Source organism: Marilutibacter maris, assembly GCF_006546735.2.
In the GTDB taxonomy this organism is placed as follows: domain Bacteria; phylum Pseudomonadota; class Gammaproteobacteria; order Xanthomonadales; family Xanthomonadaceae; genus Marilutibacter; species Marilutibacter maris.
This window is the reverse complement of sequence record NZ_VICD02000297.1, coordinates 1-20,930: the sequence shown is the minus strand read 5'-3', so window position 1 is coordinate 20,930 and position 20,930 is coordinate 1. Positions and strand designations below refer to the sequence as shown.

Sequence of the window (20,930 nt, the reverse complement as noted above, 5' to 3'; positions counted from 1 at the left end):
CAGGTCGCCGCCGGGCGGACAGCGGGCCGCGGCTGCGGTATGGTCGCGCTCCGGCACGTCGGTCCGCGTGCGGCGCGCTCGGCCGCGCGGACGGCCGGCGACAAGGGGAGGCACGGAGCCGATGACGAGGTACTTGCCCAGAGGGCTGGCCGGGACACTGCTGGCGACGCTGCTGGCGGTGTCGCTGATCTGGCCGCCAGCGGCGCGAGCGGCGATGCCGGACGTGCCGCGGGTGCGGGTGATCGGTGTCGAGCACGGGCTGCCGGCCAGCTACATCAACGGCATCGCCGAGGATCGCGACGGCTACATCTGGCTGGCGACCACCGACGGTCTGGCCCGCTACGACGGCGCCGGCGTGCGGGTCTGGCGCCACGATCCGGCCGATCCCGACGGCCTGCCCGGCAATCTGATCACCTTCGTCCATGTCGACGACCACAACCGGGTCTGGGTGGCGGTGGAGACGCGAGGGTTGAGCGTGCTGGAAGCCGATCGCAAGCGCTTCCACCACTACCGGATGGACGCCGAACCGCGGATCGGCAGCGACGACACCTTCGCCATCGCCAGTCGTCCCGGCGAGCTGTGGTTCGGCACCTATGGCGGCGGCCTGCACCGGCTCGCCGCCGATGGCCGGATCACCCGCTTCATGCCGCGCAAGGACGATCCGGCGAGCCTGCCTTCGAGCACCGTCACCTCGCTGGCGTTCGACGACGAGGGCGCGTTGTGGATCGGCACCCTGTCCGGACTCGCGCGCTGGAACGGACGGGCCATCGAGCGGGTGCCGCTGCCCGGGGAAATGCCCGCGCCGCTGGTCTATTCGGTGAATCCGCGCGCCGACGGGCTGTGGGTCGGCGCCGACACCGGCCTGCACCGCCGCGTCGGCGAAGGCGTCTGGGACGACCCGGCATGGTCGGCGATGTTCGCCAAGCCCAATGCCGTGCTCAGCGTCGCCAACGACCGGGTCGGGCACTTGTGGCTGGGGACCCAACGCAGCGTCTGGAAGGTCGCCCCGGGCGCGATCCCGGTGCCGGTCAGGACCGGCACGCATGGGCCGGCGCGCGCGATCCAGCAACTGCACATGCAGGACAACGGCGCGTTGTGGCTGCCGGTGCCCGGACGTGGGCTGGGCTATCTGCGACCGGACTGGCGCGAGGTCAGCCAACTCACCCACGGCGAGGGCGGCGGCCTCACCAGTTCGCTGTACCTCGGCATGGCGGCGTCCATCGACGGCGGCCTGTGGATGGTCGGGGAGCGCGGCGAGCTGGACTACCTCGACGAGACCGGCATCGTCCATCCGATCTCCGACGCGACCCGCCAGGCGCTGACCGACTGGCGGCCGATCTCCATCGTCGAGGACGATCGCGGCCGCCTGTGGCTGGGCACCGCCGGCATGCGCGGCAGTCTCCTGCGGGTCGACGGCGACGGCGTGGTCAGCGACTGGTCGCCGGAAGACACCGTCGACGCGACCCCCGGCGGCGCGATTCCGCTGATGAGGCAGGCACCCGACGGCACTTTCTGGCTGGTCGCCTCCGGCGGCGGTGTGCAGCAGCGCGACCCCGACAGCGGACGCGTGCTCACCCACATCCCCGCCGGAGAGGAGAGCGGGCTGGGCATGGTCGACCTGGAGGCCCTGGACTTCGATCCGGATGGCGTGCCGTGGGTCGCCGGCGATACCGGTGTGCTGCGGCTGGCCGCGGATGCGGCGCGCTTCGAGCCGGTGCCCGGCCTGGCCGGCGATCGGGTCTACGGATTCGCCTTCGACGGACCGGACCGGATGTGGCTGCATCGGCTGTCGGGCCTGGAGCGCTTCCACCGCGATGGCGACGGCTGGAGCCGGGATGCGCGGATCGGGACCGAACACGACATCCCGGCGATCGAGGGCCGCGGCCTGCACGTCGATGTCCGCGGCCGGGTCTGGCTGGCGACCGCGCGCGGCCTGTACCGCTGGGATCAACAGACCGGCCGGCTGCGCCGTTTCGGCCTCGCCGACGGCCTGTCCAGCCATCAGTTCGTCGATCATTCCACGGTGCTGACCCCCGATGGCCTGCTGGTCGGCGCGCTCGACGACGGCGGCGTGGCCCTGGTCGATTCCGCCAGCGAAGACCCGCCGCCGGCGCAGCCGCGCCTGCAATGGGACAGCTTCGAGGTGCGCCGCGAGGGCCAGTGGCGGACGGTGTCCGGCGAGGCCCTGCAGGCGCTCACCGCCAGCGACCGCGAGTTGCGCGTGCAGTTCCGGCTGATGGCCTTCGACGATCCGGAGGCGATCCGCTACTTCACCCGGCTGGACGGCTACGATCCGGACTGGATCGGGCATGGCAGCCGCGGCGAACGCGAGTTCTCCGGACTGACCCCGGGCAGCTATGCCCTGCACGTGCGCGCCAACGACGCGCTCGGCAACGCGTCGGCGGAAAAGCTCATGCACTTCACCGTGCAGCCGCCGTGGTGGAACACGCCGGCGGCCTGGGCCGGATTCGGCGGTCTGGCCGCGCTGTTGCTGTGGTGGGGCGCGGATGTCTACCGCGACCGTCTGCGCCAGTTGCATGCGCGCGAGCGTGCCGAGCACGAACGCGAGATCGCGACCCAGGCGTCGCTGGCCAAGACCCGCTTCCTCGCCACCCTCGGCCACGAGGTGCGCACGCCGATGACCGGGGTGTTGGGCATGAGCGAGCTGTTGCTGGGGACCGATCTGGACAGCGAACAGCGCGAGTTCACCGAGGCGATCAAGCAGGCGGGCGAACACCTGTTGCGGCTGGTCAACGATGCGCTCGATCTGGCCCGCATCGAATCGGGCAAGCTGGAACTGGTGATCGCGCCATTCGAGCCGCAGCGACTGTTGCGCGAGGTGGTCGGGCTCAACGCTCCGCTGGCCCGGGCCAAGGGCCTGGAGTTCGTGTCCGGTTTCGGCGAGGACCTGCCGTCGCGGCTCAACGGCGACGCCAAACGGGTCCGGCAGATCCTGCTCAACCTGCTGGGCAATGCGATCAAGTTCACCGAGGTCGGTCATGTCGGCCTGCACGTCGCCCGCGATGCCGATGGCGCACTGCGCTTCATGGTCGAGGACACCGGGCCGGGACTGAGCGAGGAGCAACAGGGGCGCCTGTTCCGGCGTTTCGAGCAGGCCGACGGTGCGCGCACCGCGGACCGCTACGGCGGCAGCGGCCTCGGTCTGGCGATCTGTCACGAGCTGGTCGAGGCGATGGGCGGGCGCATCGAGATCGACAGCGCGCCCGGGCGCGGCGCGCGCTTCCATGTCGTGTTGCCGTTCGCCGCGAGCGCGGCGGAGCCGGCGACGACCGGTGGCGCCTCCGAGCGCGGCGCGCGGACGCTGCCGGAGCCCGCATCGCGGCCGCTGGAGCTGTTGCTGGTCGAGGACGACAGCACCGTCGCCGGGGTGTTGGTGGGATTGCTGCAGGCGCAGGGCCACCGGGTGGTCCATGTCGAGCACGGTCTGGCCGCGTTGGCCGAGGTGGCGGCGCGGGCGCGTTTCGACGCGGTGATGCTCGACCTCGACCTGCCGGGCATGGACGGGCTGTCGTTGGCGCGGCAACTGCGCGCCCAGGGCATCCAGGCGCCGCTGATCGCGATCACCGCGCGCGCCGACGCGCCGGTCGAGCAGGAGGCACTGGAAGCCGGATTCGATCGCTTCATACGCAAGCCGGTCACCGGAGCGATGCTGGCCGGGGTGCTGGAGGCGGTCACGGCGACGGCGGCGGGCTGAGGGCCGCCTCGATCGCGGACGCGGCGCCGGCCGCGTCCGGGCGCGGCGATCGACAATCGCGGCATGCCCGACCCCGGAGGGCGGTGGCTACAATGCGCGCGTGATCCGTTTTCGTCCGCTCCAGTCCAGCTCGTTCCAGGCCGGCATGCTCAGGTTGGCCCTGCTCGCCGCCGTGTTGCTGGTGCTGCTGCCGACCCTGGGACGGCTCGCCGAATCGCGGTCGCAGAGCGATGGCCTGGCCGGGCCCGGCGTCTACCTGGGCGCGATCTGCACCGTCGCCGGGCTCAGGTACCTGCCGCTGCCCACTGGCGGCGCCGATACCGACACCGGCACGACGCCTTCCGACCTTCCCGGCGCCGACTGCGACTACTGCCCGCTGCTGGCGTCGCTGTTGCTGCTCGCATTGTGGCTGCTGGCGTTCCCGCCGCCGCGGCGGACGTCGTCGGGGTCGCCGTGCGGCGACGATCCGCACGCGCAATGGCGATATCCCTGCGGTCTGGGCTCGCGCGGACCGCCGCGGGCGTTCTGAGACCCGGAAACCCGAAGCGCGGACGTCCCGTTCGTGCACGCCCTTCGCATCCCGGAGTTTTCATGCCGGATATCCGTTCCGCGACGCCGCGCGCGTCGCGATGGCCCTTGCCTGAGCGAGCGGCTCCCGGGCCATCCCGCCGCCCTGGCGGCGCCGACCGATCCGTTTCGCGAGTCGCGCCCGTCGCCGCCACCGGTGCCTGGCGCATTCCGTGGCCGTGCCTGCCCGCCTCGATGTCGCAACGGCGCAACCGCGGCCGTTGCCTGACCCTGTTCGATTCACTGGAGAAGTACCGATGAATTTGCTGTCCTCCCGCACCTTGTTGCCCGTCCGCGCGCCGCGGCTGCGGGTCCTCGCGGTCGCCGCGGCCGTGACCGCCGCGCTGGCGGCCTGCTCGCCGCAGTCCCCGCCCGAATCGCAGCAGCCCGCGCCGCAGCCGGCCGAGCCGGCCACCGATACCGTCGCGGCCATGCCGGCCGACGGGACCGTGGCCTCGATGCCGATGCCGTCCGGGGTCGGTGCCGGCGATGCCTGGATGCGGGCGATGCCGCCGGGCGCGAAGGTCGCCGGCGGCTTCCTGACCTTGCGCAACGGCGGCGCCGATGCCGACCGGCTGCTGTCGATCCACAGTCCGGCGGCCGAGCGGGTGGAAGTGCACGAGATGCGCACGGTCGACGGGATGATGCGGATGCGTCACCTGGAAGAGGGACTGGAGGTCCCGGCCGGCGGTGAGATCCGGTTGGCGCCGGGTGGCTACCACCTGATGTTCATGCAGCCGGCCCAGCCCTTCGCCGAGGGCGACACGGTGCCGGCGACCCTGGTGTTCGAGCATGCCGGCGAGGTCGAGGTCGAGTTCCGGGTGCTGGCCCTCGGCGCCTCGGGGCCGGCCGGGCAGGCGGGCGACGGCGACCACCACGGCGGACATCACTGAGCCGCGCGGCCGTCGCCAGCGAGAACGAAAACGGCGCCCTAGGGCGCCGTCTTCATGTGTCCGCGATCGGTGCGTTCAGCGCGCGCTGAGCGTGTGCACCGCGTCGACCAGCACCGCGACGTGCTCGGGGTCCATGTCCGGCGACATGCCGTGGCCGAGATTGAACACGTGGCCCTCGCGCGAACCGCCGTTGCCGTCGCGCCAGCTGTCCAGTGCGCGTCCGACCTCGTGGCGGATCGCGTCCGGCGAGGCGTACAGGGTGACCGGATCGAGGTTGCCCTGCACCGCGACCCGGCCGCCGACCGCGCGCGCGGCGTCGCCGAGCTCGACCAGCCAGTCGGCGCCGACCGCTTCGGCGCCGCTGTCGGCCAGCTCGCCCAGGTAGGCGGCATTGCCCTTGCCGAACAGGATCAGCGGAGTGCGCTGGTCGCCATCGCCGCGCTCGAGTTCGCGCGCGATCCGCTGCAGGTAGCGCAGCGAGAATTCGCGGTACATCCGCGGGCTCAGCACGCCGCCCCAGGTGTCGAACACCTGCAGCGCCTGCGCGCCGGCCGCGCGCTGCGCCGACAGGTAGGCGATCACCGCGTCGGTGACCACGCCGAGCAGGCGGTGCATCGCGGCCGGGTCGTTCAGCGCCAGCGACTTGACCTTGGCGAAGTCCTTGCTGCCGCCGCCCTCGACCATGTAGCAGGCCAGCGTCCACGGGCTGCCGGAGAAGCCGATCAGCGGGACGCTGCCGTCGAGCTCGCGGCGGATCGTGCGCACCGCGTCGGTCACGTAGCGCAGCTCGGTTTCCATGTCCGGCACCGCCAGCCGGGCGATGTCGTCGGCGCTGCGGACCGGGTGGCGGAACTTCGGTCCCTCGCCCTCGACGAAATACAGGCCCAGGCCCATCGCGTCGGGCACGGTCAGGATGTCGGAAAACAGGATCGCCGCATCGAGCGGAAAGCGACGCAGCGGCTGCAGGGTCACCTCGCAGGCCAGTTCCGGGTTCTTGGCCATCGCCAGGAAGCTGCCGGCCTGCTTGCGGGTGGCGCGGTACTCCGGCAGATAGCGGCCGGCCTGGCGCATCAGCCAGACCGGGGTGCGGTCGACGGGTTGGCGACGCAGGGCGCGCAGGAAGCGATCGTTCTTGAGGGTCACGGGATGGGATTCGACGTTGGGGGAAAGAGGGCGGCCACTCTTGGTGCGACCGCGTCGGCCTCGGATCGTGCTGCCCGGCCATCCTTCACCGGGCGTCCGGCGAGGGCTGAACGGCCGGCGGGGGGGCTCACGAGCGTGTCGCCTCGCCCTGGGTGAACATCACCTGGAAGCCGCGCTTGATCTGCTGGTCGCGTACCCGCTCCATCGCCTTGATCGCGCTGGCATGGTCGAGGAACTGTTCGCGACGCACGCTGCTGCGGCCACCGATCTGGCCGGACTCGCGGACCAGGGTGAAGCCGCCCAGCAGATCGGGCTGCAGGAACAGTTGCACGAAGCGTGGCGCTTCGGGGCCGTCGGGCCGTTGTTGCAGGAGCAGGCGCATAAGGACGGCAATTGTACGCGAGTGGCGTCATGCGCCGCGGAACTCGCGACGCCAGGCCGAGGGCGAGGTGCTGAAGGTGGCGGTGAACCGCTGCCGCAGCGACACCGCCGAGCCGAAGCCGGTACGCGCGGCGATCGTCTCCAGCGGCTGGTCGGTGGTTTCCAGCAGCTGCTGCGCGCGCGACAGACGCTGGCTCAGCAGCCATTGGTGGACGGTGGCGCCGGTGGCCTGGCGGAAGCGGCGGGTGAAGGTGCGCCGGCTCATCAGTGCGCGCTCGGCGAGGTCGTCGAGACGATGCGGTTGTTCGAGGTTCTGCAGGGCCCACTCCAGGACCCCGGCCAGGCGCTCGTCGCCGGAGGAGTCCGGCAGTGGCCGCTCGATGTACTGCGCCTGGCCGCCGCGCCGGTGCGGCGACACCACCAGCATCCGCGCGACTCGGCTGGCGGCCTCGGCGCCGTGCTCGCGCCGCAGCAGGTGCAGGCAGCAGTCGATCGCCGCGGCGGTGCCGGCCGAGGTCAGGATGTCGCCGTCGTCGACATAGAGCACGTCGGTCTGCAGCGCGACCCGCGGGTAGCGGTGGGCGAAATGCTCACTGCTGGCCCAGTGGGTGGTCGCCGGGCGGCCGTCGAGGAGACCGGCCTCGGCCAGCACATAAGTGCCCAGGCACAGCCCGACCAGGCAGCCGCCGCGCGCGTGGGCGGCCCGCAGCGCCTCCAGCAGCGCGGCGGGCGGACGCAGGTCGGGATCGGGCCAGGCCGGGACGATCACGACGTCGGCGCCGTGCAGGCCGTCCAGGTCGTGATCGACCCGGATCTCGAAGCCGGCATCGGTGCGCAGCCGGCGCCGGCCGTCCGCGCACACGCGCAGTTCGAAGCGGGGCTGGCCGTCGCCGTTGCGATCGTCGAACACCGCGCAGGGCACGCCCAGGTGGAACGGGCTGATCCGGTCGAAGACGACTACGGCGACGGTGGTGGGGCGGGGCACGGACATGGCCCGATTATATCCAAGAATGTCATTCGGGCCACTTTCGGGCGGGGCCGTCGCGACCAAGAATGGCTCCACCCCCACACAACCGGAGCAATCCCATGAACGCCCCCGCCCCGCGCAAGCGCGCCCTGATCGTCGTCGATGTGCAGAACGAGTACTTCGAGGGTCAACTGCCGATCGAGTACCCGCCGCCGCGGCAGAGCCTGGCCAATATCGGCCGGGCGATGGACGCGGCCCGCGCCGCCGGCGTACCGGTGGTGGTGGTGCAGCACACCGAGCCGTCGGATTCGCCGGCCTTCGCCGATGGTTCGCCCAACTGGGCGTTGCACCCGGAGGTCGCCGGGCGCCCGCGCGACCACTACGTCAACAAGTCGATGGCCAGCGTGTTCACCGGCACCGGCCTGCGCGAGTGGCTGGCCGAGCGCGGCATCGACACCATTACCGTGATCGGTTACATGACCCACAACTGCGACGCCGCGACCGTGTTCGAGGCCGCGCACTCGGGACTGGCGGTCGAATTCCTCAGCGACGCGACCGGCACCCTGCCGTACGAGAACGCCGCCGGCCACGCCAGCGCCGAGGAGATCCACCGCGTCTTCAGCGTGGTGTTCCACAGCAACTTCGCCGCAGTGCTCGACACCGCGCGCTGGAGCGCTCTGCTGGCCTCCGGCGAAGCGGTGTTGGCCGACAACCCGGTCGCCTCGAACCGGCGCGCCCGCGAGCGGCAACAGGCGGCCTGAGGCCGCCGGCGTGCCCCGCCGCGGACAGCCGCGGGGCACGCATGAGGACAACGGATCCGTCTGACAGCGGTATGAGCCGCGATCCCCGGTGCTTTTCGTAGGAGCGGCGTAAGCCGCGATGGGGCTTTTGCGGGAAATCCGGTCGCAGCTCACGCAGCTCCTACAGAAGCGATGGCCTTTTCAGGTAGGAGCGGGTGTTTCTAGGCGCCCAGAACCGCCAGCACCGCGGCGTCGGGCACGTCGCGGACCACCCGCGCGGCGCCGGCGGCGTCCCACAGGATGAAGCGCAGGCCGCGGGCGTCGGCCTTCTTGTCCAGTCGCATCCGCGCCAGCAGCGCTTCCGGCGGCAGGCCCGGCGGCACCGCGACCGGCAGCCCGAACCGCTGCAGCAGGTCCTGCAGGCGCCGGGCATCGGCGGCCGGGGCGAGGCCGAGATCGGCCGACAGGCGCGCGGCCAACACCATGCCGACCGCGACCGCTTCGCCATGGTTGAGGCCGTCGCCGCTGGCGCCGGCGTAGCCCTGCTCGGTCTCGATCGCGTGGCCGAAGGTGTGGCCGAAGTTCAGCAGCGCGCGGTCGCCGTGCTCGAACGGGTCGCGCTCGACCACGTCGGCCTTGTAGCGGCAACTGCGGGCGACTGCCTCGGCGAGCGCGGCATCGTCGCGCGCGAGCAGTGCGTCGGCGTGGGCCTCCAGCCAGTCGAGGAAGCCGGCGTCGAAGATCGCGCCGTACTTGACCACCTCGGCCAGGCCGGCGCGCAGTTCGCGATCGGGCAGGCTGCGCAGGGTGGCGGTGTCGGCGACCACCGCGCGCGGCGGGTGGAAGGCGCCGACCAGGTTCTTGCCGCTGGGCAGGTCGACCGCGGTCTTGCCGCCGACCGAGGAGTCGACCATCGCCAGCAGGGTGGTCGGCACCTGGATCACGTCGATGCCGCGCATCCAGCAGGCGCCGGCGAAGCCGGCCAGGTCGCCGATCACCCCGCCGCCCAGCGCCAGCACCGCGGCGTCGCGGGTCGCGCCCAGCGTCGCCAGCGCATCCAGGCACTCGCCGAAGCGGGCGAGGGTCTTTTCGTGTTCGCCGGCCGGCATCACGAAGCGGCCGATGTTCAGCGCCGGACGCGCCGCGCGCGCCGCCGCCTCGACCCGCGCGGCGTACAGCGGGGCGACGTTGGCGTCGCTGACCAACAGCAGATGGCGGCCGCGCAGGGCCTGGGTCAGCACCGCGCCGTCGTCGATCAGGCCGGGGGCGATGGTCACCGTGTACGGGGCCGAACCGCCGACGTGGACGGTCTGGATGGCGGTCATGCGGTTGCTCCGTTGCGTTGCCAGTGGCGGTCGAGTTCGTGCTGCAGCCGGCGCGCGGCCTCGCCGGCGGTCAGACTGCCGGTGTCGAAGGCGAGGTCGGCGACCTCGGCATACAGCGGGTCGCGGATGCCGGCCATCTGCCGCAGCACCGCTTCGCGATCGGGACGGGCCAGCAACGGCCGGCTGCGGTCGTCGCGCAGGCGTTCCAGCTGCTGGGCCGGGCTGATCCTCAGATGCACGACGAAGCCGCGCGCGCGCAGCCGTGCGCGGTTGAGCGGATCGAGCACGGCACCGCCGCCGGTGGCCAGCAGCAGGTCGTCATCGCCCAGCAGGGTTTCCAGCATCGCCCGCTCGCGGCTGCGGAAGCCGGCCTCGCCCTCGCATTCGAAGATCCTTGCGATGGTGGTGCCGGTATGACGCTCGATCTCGTGGTCGGCGTCGAGCAGGCGCAGCCGGTAGTGCTCGGCCAGCAGGCGGCCGATGCAGGTCTTGCCGGCGCCCATCGGGCCGACCAGGATCAGGTTGCGGGCGGGATTCATCGCCGCGATTGTAGGCCACCGCCCCCTCCGGGCGCTGCGCACGGGCGTGTTCGCGCCGCGTGCACGGCATGGTCGCATGCGCTTAACGCGGCGGCACGTAGCGTCGGCCCGGGCGCTGTCGCCCGGCCATTCCACAAGGAACCTGCCATGTCCATTGCCAAGGTCATCGAACTCAATGCCGCGTCCAAGACCGGCGTCGAGGACGCGGTCAAGTCCGGATTGAAGAAGTGCGCCGAGTCGGTGAAGAACATCCAGGGCGCCTGGGTCAACGAGATCAAGGTGGTGACCTCGCCCGACGGCAGCGTGACCGAATGGCGGGTCAACCTGAAGGTGACCTTCGTCGTCGATTGACCGTGCGCGGGGCGAGCGCCGTTCAAGCGGGCAGTGGTCGACGCCGGGCGTCCAGGGGCACGGTGCGTTCGGCGAGGCCGGGCAGGGTCCGCAATGCCTGCCGGCTGACCCGTTCGTAGAACTGGACGAAGCGCTCCAATTGCGGACGGGTCATGCCGCGGTGGTGTGGGCGCGACGCCTGCAGGCGGCATTCCTGCTGCCAGCGCCATTGCGGCACCACCTCGAAGCCGGGCGGCTGCAGGAACAACAACCGGTCCAGCCGCGACCACAGCGGCGGGTAGGCGTCCGCCAGCGCCCGGTTGCACCAGCGCCGCCAGCGGCCGTCGGCGTCCTCGTCGCGTTCGAGTGCGTTGATCGGCGCGGCCAGTGCGGTGGCGTCCTGCGGCGGCGTCTTCAGCAACCAGCCTTCGAACAGCACCAGGTCGACGCGGCCGCTGTCGCGCCAGCACGATGGCGGCAGGCGGGTGTCGGCGAGCTTGTCGAAGCGCGGCAGCCGTGCCGACCGGCCCGCGCACAGTGCGTCGAGCGTGTCGCAGGCCAGGGCCACGTCGTGGGTGCCCGGCGGGCCCCGGGTCGCCAGCAGCGGATGCACGCGGCGCGCCAGTCGCCGGCGCTGGCCGCGGCCGAGGTAGAAGTCGTCGATCGACAGGCTCGCGCAGCGCAGGCCGCGTGCCCGCGCCAGCGCGGCGAGCTGGGCGGCGAGGGTCGACTTGCCCGAGCCCTGCAGGCCGGCGATCGCATACACCCGCACGCCATGACCGGGCCCGCGGTGGCCCAGCGCGTCGTCGAGCACGTCGGCGACGAAGGCCGGATCGAAGCCATCGGCAGGGGGGTGCGGAGCTCGCGCCATCGCCCCACAATAGCGCCATGGACACCTCACCCCTGCTGACCGAAGCCCTGGCCACCTTCGACCGCCTGTTCGCGGAAGCGGGCGCCGCCGGCGAACCCGATCCCACCGCGATGACCGTGGCCACCGCCGGCCTGGACGCGCGGCCGTCCGCGCGTATCGTGCTGTTGAAGGCGCACGATGCGCGCGGTTTCGTGTTCTACACCCACCTGGACGGGCGCAAGGGCCGCGAGCTGCAGGCCAATCCGCATGCCGCCCTGCTGTTCCACTGGCCGCGCGTGCGCAACGGCGTGCAGGTGCGGATCGAGGGTGCGGTCGAGATCGTCGCCGACGACGAGGCCGATGCCTACTTCGCGACCCGTCCGCGCGGCAGCCAGCTCGGCGCCTGGGCGTCGAAGCAGTCGGAGACGCTCGATTCGCGCGACACCTTCGAGCAGCGCCTGGCCCAGGCCGAGCAGGAGTTCGACGGTCGCGACGTCTCGCGGCCCGCGCGCTGGACCGGACTGCGGGTGCGGCCATCGGCGATCGAGTTCTGGTACGGCGCCGACTTCCGCCTGCACGAGCGCCAGTTGTACGAATGCGACCGCGCCGGCGAATGGTCGCGCCGCATGCTGTTCCCCTGAGCGCCATGATCGGACCGCGCCGCATCGTCTGCCTGACCGAGGAGCCGACCGAGACGCTGTACGCGCTCGGCGAGCAGGACCGCATCGTCGGCATCAGCGGCTTCACCGTGCGGCCGCCGCGCGCGCGCAAGGAAAAGCCCAAGGTCAGCGCCTTCACCAGCGCCAAGATCGGCGAGATCCTCAAGCTGCGCCCCGATTTCGCGATCGGCTTTTCCGACATCCAGGCCGACATCGCCGCCGAGCTGGTCCGCCACGGGATCGAGGTCTGGATCAGCAACCACCGCAGCGTCGACGGCATCCTCGACTACGTCCGCCGGCTCGGGGCGATGGTCGGTGCCGGCGATCGCGCCAATGCCTGGGCCGACGAGCTGCGGCGCGGGCTGGACGCGATCGAATCGGCGTCGACGGCGCTGCCGCGGCGGCCGCGCGTCTACTTCGAGGAGTGGGACGAGCCGCCGATCACCGGCATCGCCTGGGTCGCCGAACTGGTCCGTATCGCCGGTGGCGACGACATCTTTCCCGAACGCGCCGCCGAGCCGCTGGCGAAACAACGCATCCTCGAAGACCCGGACGAGGTGATCCGGCGCGCGCCGGACATCGTCATCGGCTCCTGGTGCGGCAAGAAGTTCCGTCCGGAAAAAGTCGCCGCGCGCCCGGGCTGGGATGCGATCCCGGCGGTGCGCGACGGCGAACTGCACGAGATCAAGTCGCCGCTGATCCTGCAGCCCGGGCCGGCGGCGCTGACCGACGGGGTGCGCGCGATCGAGGCGATCGTGCGGGGCTGGGCGGCGCGGCGCGCGGGTTGAGCGCGGACGCTTCCGCGGTCTTGCGTCGCTGCGCGCTCAGTCCGGAAACACGTCGCGATTGAACAGCAGGCGGATCGGCGCCTGGCCGTCGAGTTCGACCTGGATGTCGAAGCGCAGGGTGTCGGGCGGCGTCACCTTCACCGTACCGACGTAGTCGATCAGCGCCGGCTGTGGGCCGGTCTCGTCGCGCACCTCTCGCAGCACCTGGCGCTCGGCGACGCCGCGCAGATCGCTGGCCTGCATCCGCACCTGCGCGGGCAGCGCGACTTCGTCGTTCTCCGGGCCCTTGCGGACGCCGACCAGGACCAGTACCCGGCCGGGTTCGCGTTCGATGCCGTACTGCCGGGCCACCGCCTCGCCCAGGCGCGTGGTCGGGACCACGCTGGCGCGTACGGTGACGTCGCCGGCACGGACGGTGGCCTCCTCCATCGCGTGCCCCTGCGGCGCCGGTGGTGTCGACGATTCGCGGCCGCAACCGGCCACGATGGCGCCCAGCAGGGCGGTGGCCAGCAGCGCGCGCAGTGGCGCGGATGCGATCCGTGAGCGGTGGTTGCGCATGCCGATCCCTCAGTCGTTGGCGGCCGAAAGCTCGCGACCGCGGCGGGTCGCGGCCGTGATCGCGGCATCGACCAGGGCACGGAAACCGCCGGCCTCGAAGGTCTCGATCGCCGCCTGGGTGGTGCCGCCGGGCGAGGTCACCCGCTTGCGCAGCACCTCGGCGGTCTCGCCGGACTCGACCAGCATTCGCGCCGCGCCGAGCAGGGTCTGCGCGGCCAGGGTGCGGGCGGTGTCCTCGGGCAGGCCCTGGGCCTGCCCGGCGGCCTGCATCGCCTCGGCGAGCAGGAAGGCATAGGCGGGGCCGCTGCCGGAGACCGCGGTGACCGCGTCCATCAGCGCCTCGTCGTCGATCCACACGGTCTCGCCGGCGGTCGCGAGGATGCGCTCGGCGGCATCGCGCTGGGCGTCGCTCACGCGTGGATTGGCGAACAGTCCGGTGATGCCGGCACCGAGCAGGGCCGGGGTGTTGGGCATGGTCCGCACCACCGCGCGATCGCCGCCGAGCCAGCGATCGAGCTGCGCCGAGGTGATGCCGGCGGCGATCGACACCGCCAGCGGGTCAGTCTCGGCCGCAGTCGCTGCCACCGCGTCGCAGACCGTGCGCATCACCTGCGGCTTGACCGCGAACACCCAGACCCCGGCGCCGGCGATCGCCTCGGCGGCATCGGCGACGGTGACCACCCCGTAGTCGGCCCGCAGGCTGTCGCGCAGGGCTTCGACCGGCTCGGCGACGCGGATCGAGGCCGGCGCGGTGCCGCGGGCGACCAGGCCGGCGATCAGGCTGCGGGCCATGTTGCCGCCGCCGATGAAGGCGATGGTGGCAGGACTGGCGGCGGTGGATTCGGAGCTGGCAGCGGACATGGAGGCAGGGCGATGTGTCGGAGGCACGAGGATAACAAGCGCGGCCAGCCCCAGGCCCCGTCAGTCCGGTCCCGTAGGAACGGCGTAGGCCGGGATTCCCGGGCGCAGCCCGGGAATCCCCAAAGTTTGCTGCGCAAACCTTGGGCTTTGCCGTCGCGCTGCCACACCCCATTCGCGTCTTCAGCGCTTAGGGGGCGGGTCACACGCCTTTACACCGTAGGAGCGGCGTGAGCCGCGATGGGCCTTGCCGTGAAACCCGAGCGCGGCTTGCGCCGCTCCTACGAAGACCTGAGGGTTGTTGACCCTCAGCTCCGCCGTCCGAACAGCGCCGTCCCGATCCGCACCATGGTCGCGCCCTCGGCGATCGCCAGCGGGTAGTCGTCGCTCATGCCCATCGACAGCGTGTCGACCCGCGGATGGGCCTCGCGCAGCGCCCGGAAGCAGCGATGCATGTCGGCGAAGGCCTGCCGGCGGACCGCCGGCTCGGGCGCGGGGGCCGGGATCGCCATCAGCCCGCGCAGGCGCAGGTTGGCGTGGCCGGCGATGGCCGCGGCCAGAGCGGCGATCGCGTCCGGCCGACAACCGTGCTTGCCGGATTCGTCGTCGATGTTGACCTGGATCAGCAGGTTCAGCGGTTCGCGTCCGGCGGGGCGGTGGCGGGCGAGCGCGTCGACCAGCTTGGCGCGGTCCACGGTCTGGACCCAGTCGAACAGGGTCGCCGCCTCGCGCGCCTTGTTCGACTGCAGATGGCCGATCAGGTGCCACTCGATCGCGGCGACGTCGGTGCCGGAAGCCAATTCGGCCTGCTTGGCGGCGGCTTCCTGGACGTAGTTCTCGCCGAAAGCGGGAATCCGGTCGGGTTGCCGTTCGCGCAGGGCCGCGGCCAGGCGGGCGACGGCCGCCGCCGGCTGGGTCTTGCTGACCGCGAGCAGGCGCGGGACTGGCCGGTCGGCGCTTTGTGCCGCGTTATCAATACCTTGCAAGGTGTCGCGCAAGGCGTCGTGCGGAGGGTTGGCGTGCACGGATGGGGTCATCGGAGTCGGTACGGGTCGCCGGCAGGCGGCTTTGCGACCGATGCCGCAGTTGCTGGCCTGCGCTGGATTTGCGTCGTGGGTCCGGGGCTATACTGCCCCGCAGGGGTAGTATCGTTCCAGTCCTAAAGGTTCCCGACAGGGGGCCGATCAGTAGTGCGGGGGAGCACGCATGGATATCGCCGAGCTGTTGGCGTTCTCGGTAAAGAACAAAGCATCCGACCTGCATCTGTCGGCCGGTCTGCCGCCGATGATCCGGGTCGATGGTGACGTCCGCCGGATCAACATCCCGGCGCTGGACCACAAGCAGGTGCACGCGCTGGTCTACGACATCATGTCGGACAAGCAGCGCCGCGACTACGAGGAATTCCTCGAGGTCGACTTCTCGTTCGAGATCCCGGGCCTGGCGCGATTCCGCGTCAACGCGTTCAACCAGAACCGCGGCGCCGGTGCGGTGTTCCGTACCATTCCGTCCGAGGTGCTGACCCTGGAGGACCTGGGCTGCCCGCGCATCTTCAAGGAACTGATCGACCAGCCGCAGGGCCTGATCCTGGTGACCGGGCCGACCGGTTCGGGCAAGTCGACCACGCTGGCGGCGATGCTCGACCACGTCAACAAGAACGAGTACGCGCACATCCTCTCGGTCGAGGATCCGATCGAGTTCGTCCACACCTCGCAGAAGTGCCTGATCAACCAGCGCGAGGTGCACCGCGATACCCATGGCTTCAACGAGGCGCTGCGCTCGGCGCTGCGTGAGGATCCCGACTACATCCTGGTCGGCGAGCTTCGCGACCTGGAGACGATCCGCCTGGCGCTGACCGCGGCCGAGACCGGCCACCTGGTGTTCGGCACCCTGCACACCAGCTCGGCGGCCAAGACCATCGACCGCATCATCGACGTGTTCCCCGCCGGCGAGAAGCCTATGGTGCGCTCGATGCTGTCGGAGTCGCTGCGCGCGGTGATCAGCCAGGCGCTGCTGAAGAAGGTCGGCGGCGGCCGTACCGCGGCATGGGAAATCATGGTCGGCATCCCGGCGATCCGTAACCTGATCCGCGAGGACAAGGTCGCGCAGATGTATTCGGCGATCCAGACCGGCCAGCAGCACGGCATGATGACGCTCGACCAGCATCTGCAGGACCTGGTCAAGCGCGGCATGATCGCGCGCCAGCAGGCCCGCGAGTACGCCAAGGACAAGCGCCTGTTCGACTGATTCCGCGCATCGCCCCCGCCGAGCCGGGGGTGCTGGACAGGGTGGGGCGGCGGGGACGCGCCGGCCCCGCCGGGAAAGACAATCCGGCCTCATGGAGGCACATGCAATGAGCACGATCGACTTCACCTCCTTCCTCAAGCTGATGGCGCACCAGAAGGCGTCGGACCTGTTCATCACCGCGGGCATGCCGCCGTCGATGAAGGTCCACGGCAAGATCTCGCCGATCACCCAGAGCGCGCTGACCCCGCAGCAGAGCCGCGACCTCGTGCTCAACGTGATGAATCCGCAGCAGCGCGAGGAGTTCGAGAAGACCCACGAGTGCAACTTCGCGATCGGCGTTTCCGGTGTCGGCCGCTTCCGCGTCAGCTGCTTCTACCAGCGCAACCAGGTCGGCATGGTGTTGCGCCGGATCGAGACCAAGATTCCGACCGTCGAGGAACTGAGCCTGCCGCCGATCATCAAGACGCTGGCGATGACCAAGCGCGGCATCATCATCTTCGTCGGCGCCACCGGCACCGGCAAGTCGACCTCGCTGGCGGCGATGATCGGCTACCGCAACCAGAACTCGACCGGCCACATCATCACCATCGAGGATCCGATCGAGTTCGTGCACAAGCACGAGGGCTGCATCATCACCCAGCGCGAGGTCGGCATCGACACCGACACCTGGGACGCGGCGCTGAAGAACACCCTGCGCCAGGCGCCGGACGTGATCATGATCGGCGAGGTCCGCACCCGCGAGGGCATGGACCACGCGATCGCCTTCGCCGAGACCGGCCACCTGGTGCTGTGCACCCTGCACGCCAACAACGCCAACCAGGCGATGGACCGCATCATCAACTTCTTCCCCGAGGATCGCCGCGGGCAGCTGCTGATGGACCTGTCGCTGAACCTCAAGGGCGTGGTCGCGCAGCAGCTGATCCCGACCCCCGACGGCAAGGCGCGCCGGGTCGCGATGGAAATCCTGCTCGGCACCCCGCTGGTGCAGGACTACATCCGCGACGGCGAGATCCACAAGCTGAAGGAAGTGATGAAGGACTCGGTCCAGCTGGGCATGAAGACCTTCGACCAGAGCCTGTTCGAGCTCTACCAGGCCGGCGAGATCAGCTACGAGGACGCCCTGCGCTACGCCGACTCGCAGAACGAGGTGCGCCTGCGCATCAAGCTCGCCCAGGGCGGCGACGCCCAGACCCTGGCCCAGGGGCTGGACGGGGTCGAGGTGGCCGAGGCGCGGTAGGCGGAAACAACCGCTGTAACAAGGCAGTCGCAGGAGCAAAGTAGCCTGCGACATTGGACAATGCCTGCCCGTGATCTTGAGCCGTGGCAGAAAGAATCGCCTCGAAGGCGAGCTGTGAAGCTATACGCCGGAGCCCTGTCCCGGTCTCATAGTCGAGTTCATAATTTTCATTTCCAGACTAGACGCGATCGTTGTGAAGATCGGCGGCTATGTCGTTGAGTGGGCGCTGTCGTCATCTATTCTGCAAGTCGGGCCTAGTGTGTGTCCTAGGTGACAGGTGGTGCCGGATTGCAGGACTTATTTGAGGATCCGAGTCGGATGTCCTACAGTCGGCCGCTTGATCGGGGCTCATAAGCGGACGATTTATATTGAGCAGGAGGCTGTTCGTGAGAATTGTATGTGCAGTGATGTTGGCCGCGATGGCGACCATCAATTGCTATGCCCAAGCACCCACCTATACCTACCACGCAACCCGGCAGATGCCCGCGACTGAATATGCAGAGTTCGATACCCTCGCCGAAGCCGAGGCGTATATCAGGACTGAGCCTGTGGAGCCGATAGGTAATGCATATCTAGAACGTCGGCATGCGTACGTAGAAGGGGAGGGAGTGACTTTTCAGTACTCGGTCCCGCTACGTGAGTACGAGACTTTCGTGGATGACTTTTATGGTGGGCACGCGACAGGCAACACTACGCCCTGCTCCCCCGTCATCTGCGACACCGAAGATGAAATGGTCGCGGCTAGTCTAAGTACATATCCTTTGTCTGGTAATTACACGGCTGAGCTTCGCGGACAGTACATTTCGCCTCCTTTCCCCGGTTGGACTAGCTCTGGGGGGAGGGCAAAAGTAACGATGAACCCCTCTCATGTCGGCGGAGTTCCGGTATTGAACCAGAGAGAAGTGGTTCCCATCGACCCTGAGGGCGTTCCCTCAGATCTCTATACATTTAAGGCGGTAAGACACGATTTTTACGATTGCCCGGTTGGATTGCGTGCCGTATTCAATGCGGACGGAGACCCCGATGTAGCCTTGTGGCCGAAAATTTGCACTAGTTCGACGAAGGCCAGGATTCGGATGGTTCTCCGGCAGCATGCCCCGGATTGCACCATCAACTCCAGGGACGGAAACCCTTGCTCTGCAGGGACGGGTAATAAGGAGTTCCACACCTCGGACTTCAACTGGCTGGGTTCCGATTTTGCCAGGGCCTACAACTCGGTTGGAGACTTTCCGCAACTTTCTGGTCTGGGTGAAAACTGGTCGCACTCGTTTTCACAGCGGTTGATCTTCTCGGATTCCGGGAGTGTGCCTTCTTTCTGGCTCAGAACCGATGGATATGTAGAGTACTTTGTTTCAGGCGGGCCGGGTTTTATGCGGCCATCGGTTTCCAAGAATGCAAAATTGCTCAAGATAACGGATGAGGACACTGTCGCCAAAAAGGGTAAGTGGTCGCTTGAGCTGGGCGATGGCAGGACTCTGTGGTTTCGTGCCGATGGCAGGTTGAACCGCTCGGAATACGCCGATAGGAGCCTGGTTTTCAACTACTGTGGTCGTAGCGACATTGCGGCCGGTGAGTGTCTTGAGCTTGATGCGCTGCGCGACGTCAGCAGTGACGATGGTCGAAAGTTGAATTTCAGTTACGCCGCCGTTCGGGTGCCATTGGAGAACGGAGTTGAGGTGGAGCGGTTCGTGCTCAAGAGCGTTGACGCGGATGGAGTTCAGCTCGTTTCGTATGCATACGATGCAGGTGTTCTGAGTGGAGCTGTCAGGACCGGAGATGTTCGTGGAGAGCAATACCTGTACGGCGAGAGTGGGTTGACGTGCGTTGACGCAGGTGGAAGCGTAAGTGCTGATTGTGATGCTGATGTTTCTGTCTTGCTGACCGGTGTTATCGATAGCAGCGGGAACAGGCTTTCGACATACAGCTATGACACTCTTGGGCGTGTACTAACGAGTGAGAAGTCTGGTGGTGCCGGTCGTGTGGAGTTGACCTATAACTCGGACACAATGACTACCGTCAATTTTTCGAGTGGAAAGACCAAGGTCTATACCTTTAGTGCGGGTCCGGGGCGTAGGGTCGAGGAGCTGAAAATCCTGGACGATAGTGGTACGCAGCTTCAGTCATATTCTGCAAAGTATCGGAGCGACAGGCCTACGTATCTGATTCGTCCTGGGGGTGGCAGGAGTTCTTTTGGTTATGCCGGGTACAACATCTATGAAACGCAGCGAACGATAGGTCTGACCAGTGGTGGGAGCAGGACAAGCTTGACCGCCACGATCGAAACCGATTGGGATCCAGCGGCCGGTATGCCATCGGAGAAGCGCGTGGTCGATGCCGATGGGATCTTGGTTGAAAAAAGGGCGTGGCAATACCGAAGTGACAGGAGGGTCCTGTCGAAAACCGTTTCGGATCCCTCGGGTGTCCATGCAGCGCGAAGCACTTTTTTCGCCTACTGCGAACAACCCGATGTCGACACGGGCATCTGCCCGCGCGTCGGCCTGCTGACCTCGGTAGACGGCCCCCGCAGCGACGTCAGCGACCTGACCACCTACCAGTACTACGCCGCCGACCATGGCGACTGCGCGACCTCGCCGGCGACCTGCGCCTGGCGCAAGGGCGATCTGTGGAAAGTCACCGACGCGCTCGGCCACGTCACCGAGACCCTGCGCTACGACGGTGCCGGCCGGGTGCTGTCGGTCAGGGACGCCAACGACGTCGTCACCGACTTCGAGTACCACCCGCGTGGCTGGATGACCGCGCGCAAGGTCCGCGGCAGCGACGACAACAGCGAGGCCGACGACCGCATTACCGCGATCGCCTACCTGCCGACCGGCCTGGTCAGCAGCGTGACCCTGCCCGATGGCAGCTTCACCTCCTATGTCTATGACGCCGCGCACCGGCTGACCGACATCGTCGATGCCGACGGCAACCGCCTGCACTACACCCTCGACAACGCCGGCAACCGGATCAAGGAGGAGGTGCTGGGCGAGAACGACGCCCTCAAGCGCACCCTGTCGCGGGTCTACAACCAGCTCGGCCAGCTGGCGACCCAGGCCGATGCCGGCGCCAACCCGACCGACTTCACTTACGACGCCAACGGCAATCTGGAGACGGTCACCGACGCGCTCAGCCGGGT

General features: G+C 69.0%; 19 protein-coding genes and 2 pseudogenes. 11 read left to right on the top strand and 10 right to left on the bottom strand.

Annotated features, from left to right (window positions below):
• Positions 1-121 precede the first annotated feature (121 nt).
• From FKV24_RS16770 to FKV24_RS16760, 3 genes are all read left to right on the top strand, one after another.
• Positions 122-3,715 carry a hybrid sensor histidine kinase/response regulator gene (locus tag FKV24_RS16770; RefSeq protein ID WP_141483192.1) on the top strand — a complete coding sequence of 1,198 codons (3,594 nt, stop codon included), beginning with the start codon at positions 122-124 and terminating at the stop codon, positions 3,713-3,715.
• Between the two features lie 100 nt (positions 3,716-3,815).
• Positions 3,816-4,244 (top strand): DUF2946 family protein, encoded by a 429-nt coding sequence (locus tag FKV24_RS16765; RefSeq protein ID WP_141483191.1) that lies wholly within the window; start codon positions 3,816-3,818, stop codon positions 4,242-4,244.
• A 295-nt stretch (positions 4,245-4,539) separates the two neighbouring features.
• Positions 4,540-5,175, top strand: coding sequence for a copper chaperone PCu(A)C (locus FKV24_RS16760; RefSeq protein WP_211371902.1), 636 nt, complete (start codon positions 4,540-4,542; stop codon positions 5,173-5,175).
• A gap of 75 nt (positions 5,176-5,250) precedes the next feature.
• Here the strand turns inward: FKV24_RS16760 and hemE are convergent, their stop codons facing one another.
• From hemE to FKV24_RS16745, 3 genes are all read right to left on the bottom strand, one after another.
• Positions 5,251-6,318 carry a uroporphyrinogen decarboxylase gene (hemE, locus tag FKV24_RS16755; RefSeq protein WP_141483190.1) on the bottom strand — a complete coding sequence of 356 codons (1,068 nt, stop codon included), beginning with the start codon at positions 6,316-6,318 and terminating at the stop codon, positions 5,251-5,253.
• 127 nt (positions 6,319-6,445) lie between these two features.
• Positions 6,446-6,700, bottom strand: a complete 255-nt coding sequence (locus FKV24_RS16750; RefSeq protein WP_111265688.1) for a WGR domain-containing protein — start codon at positions 6,698-6,700, stop codon at positions 6,446-6,448.
• Positions 6,701-6,727: 27 nt separating this feature from the next.
• Positions 6,728-7,690 carry a GlxA family transcriptional regulator gene (locus FKV24_RS16745; protein WP_141483189.1) on the bottom strand — a complete coding sequence of 321 codons (963 nt, stop codon included), beginning with the start codon at positions 7,688-7,690 and terminating at the stop codon, positions 6,728-6,730.
• A 95-nt stretch (positions 7,691-7,785) separates the two neighbouring features.
• Here FKV24_RS16745 and FKV24_RS16740 point away from each other — a divergent pair, with 95 nt between their 5' ends.
• Entirely contained in the window at positions 7,786-8,427 is a 642-nt protein-coding gene (locus FKV24_RS16740) for a cysteine hydrolase family protein (RefSeq protein ID WP_141483188.1), read from the top strand.
• 200 nt (positions 8,428-8,627) lie between these two features.
• Here the strand turns inward: FKV24_RS16740 and aroB are convergent, their stop codons facing one another.
• Positions 8,628-9,731, bottom strand: coding sequence for a 3-dehydroquinate synthase (gene aroB, locus FKV24_RS16735; RefSeq protein WP_141483187.1), 1,104 nt, complete (start codon positions 9,729-9,731; stop codon positions 8,628-8,630).
• Positions 9,728-10,270, bottom strand: coding sequence for a shikimate kinase (locus tag FKV24_RS16730; RefSeq protein ID WP_141483186.1), 543 nt, complete (start codon positions 10,268-10,270; stop codon positions 9,728-9,730). Before FKV24_RS16730 ends, aroB begins: the two co-directional genes overlap by 4 nt.
• Positions 10,271-10,417: 147 nt before the next feature.
• Here FKV24_RS16730 and FKV24_RS16725 point away from each other — a divergent pair, with 147 nt between their 5' ends.
• The gene (locus tag FKV24_RS16725) at positions 10,418-10,621 is read left to right on the top strand and encodes a dodecin family protein (protein WP_111265693.1); all 204 of its coding nucleotides are present in this window, start codon (positions 10,418-10,420) and stop codon (positions 10,619-10,621) included.
• 22 nt (positions 10,622-10,643) lie between these two features.
• Here the strand turns inward: FKV24_RS16725 and FKV24_RS16720 are convergent, their stop codons facing one another.
• Complete coding sequence (locus FKV24_RS16720; RefSeq protein ID WP_141483185.1) at positions 10,644-11,471, bottom strand: kinase; 828 nt, start codon at positions 11,469-11,471, stop codon at positions 10,644-10,646.
• Positions 11,472-11,488: 17 nt separating this feature from the next.
• Here FKV24_RS16720 and pdxH point away from each other — a divergent pair, with 17 nt between their 5' ends.
• Both pdxH and FKV24_RS16710 read left to right on the top strand, forming a co-directional pair.
• Positions 11,489-12,091: a pyridoxamine 5'-phosphate oxidase gene (gene pdxH / locus FKV24_RS16715; RefSeq protein ID WP_111265695.1), complete on the top strand. Its 603-nt coding sequence runs from the start codon at positions 11,489-11,491 to the stop codon at positions 12,089-12,091.
• 8 nt (positions 12,092-12,099) lie between these two features.
• On the top strand, positions 12,100-12,897 hold the full coding sequence (locus FKV24_RS16710; RefSeq protein ID WP_141483193.1) for a cobalamin-binding protein: 798 nt from the start codon (positions 12,100-12,102) through the stop codon (positions 12,895-12,897).
• A gap of 36 nt (positions 12,898-12,933) precedes the next feature.
• Here FKV24_RS16710 and FKV24_RS16705 read toward each other — a convergent pair whose 3' ends face one another.
• The 3 genes from FKV24_RS16705 to FKV24_RS16695 all read right to left on the bottom strand — a co-directional run bounded on the left by FKV24_RS16705 (position 12,934) and on the right by FKV24_RS16695 (position 15,350).
• Positions 12,934-13,455 (bottom strand): DUF4426 domain-containing protein, encoded by a 522-nt coding sequence (locus tag FKV24_RS16705; RefSeq protein WP_141483184.1) that lies wholly within the window; start codon positions 13,453-13,455, stop codon positions 12,934-12,936.
• Positions 13,456-13,464: 9 nt separating this feature from the next.
• Positions 13,465-14,316 carry a pyrroline-5-carboxylate reductase gene (gene proC / locus FKV24_RS16700; protein ID WP_141483183.1) on the bottom strand — a complete coding sequence of 284 codons (852 nt, stop codon included), beginning with the start codon at positions 14,314-14,316 and terminating at the stop codon, positions 13,465-13,467.
• Positions 14,317-14,621: 305 nt separating this feature from the next.
• On the bottom strand, positions 14,622-15,350 hold the full coding sequence (locus FKV24_RS16695) for a YggS family pyridoxal phosphate-dependent enzyme (protein WP_141483182.1): 729 nt from the start codon (positions 15,348-15,350) through the stop codon (positions 14,622-14,624).
• Positions 15,351-15,519: 169 nt separating this feature from the next.
• On the opposite strand from FKV24_RS16695, the gene FKV24_RS16690 reads away from it, so the two are divergent.
• The 3 genes and pseudogenes from FKV24_RS16690 to FKV24_RS20275 form a co-directional block, all read left to right on the top strand.
• Entirely contained in the window at positions 15,520-16,557 is a 1,038-nt protein-coding gene (locus FKV24_RS16690) for a type IV pilus twitching motility protein PilT (RefSeq protein ID WP_111265699.1), read from the top strand.
• Positions 16,558-16,663: 106 nt separating this feature from the next.
• Entirely contained in the window at positions 16,664-17,794 is a 1,131-nt protein-coding gene (locus tag FKV24_RS16685; protein ID WP_141483181.1) for a PilT/PilU family type 4a pilus ATPase, read from the top strand.
• A gap of 407 nt (positions 17,795-18,201) precedes the next feature.
• Positions 18,202-19,119 (top strand): annotated as a pseudogene (locus FKV24_RS20275) (DUF6531 domain-containing protein); the annotation flags it as partial.
• Between the two features lie 27 nt (positions 19,120-19,146).
• Here FKV24_RS20275 and FKV24_RS16680 read toward each other — a convergent pair.
• Entirely contained in the window at positions 19,147-19,587 is a 441-nt protein-coding gene (locus tag FKV24_RS16680) for a hypothetical protein (protein ID WP_141483180.1), read from the bottom strand.
• A gap of 513 nt (positions 19,588-20,100) precedes the next feature.
• Here FKV24_RS16680 and FKV24_RS16675 point away from each other — a divergent pair.
• A pseudogene (locus tag FKV24_RS16675) lies at positions 20,101-20,930 on the top strand (RHS repeat domain-containing protein); the annotation flags it as partial.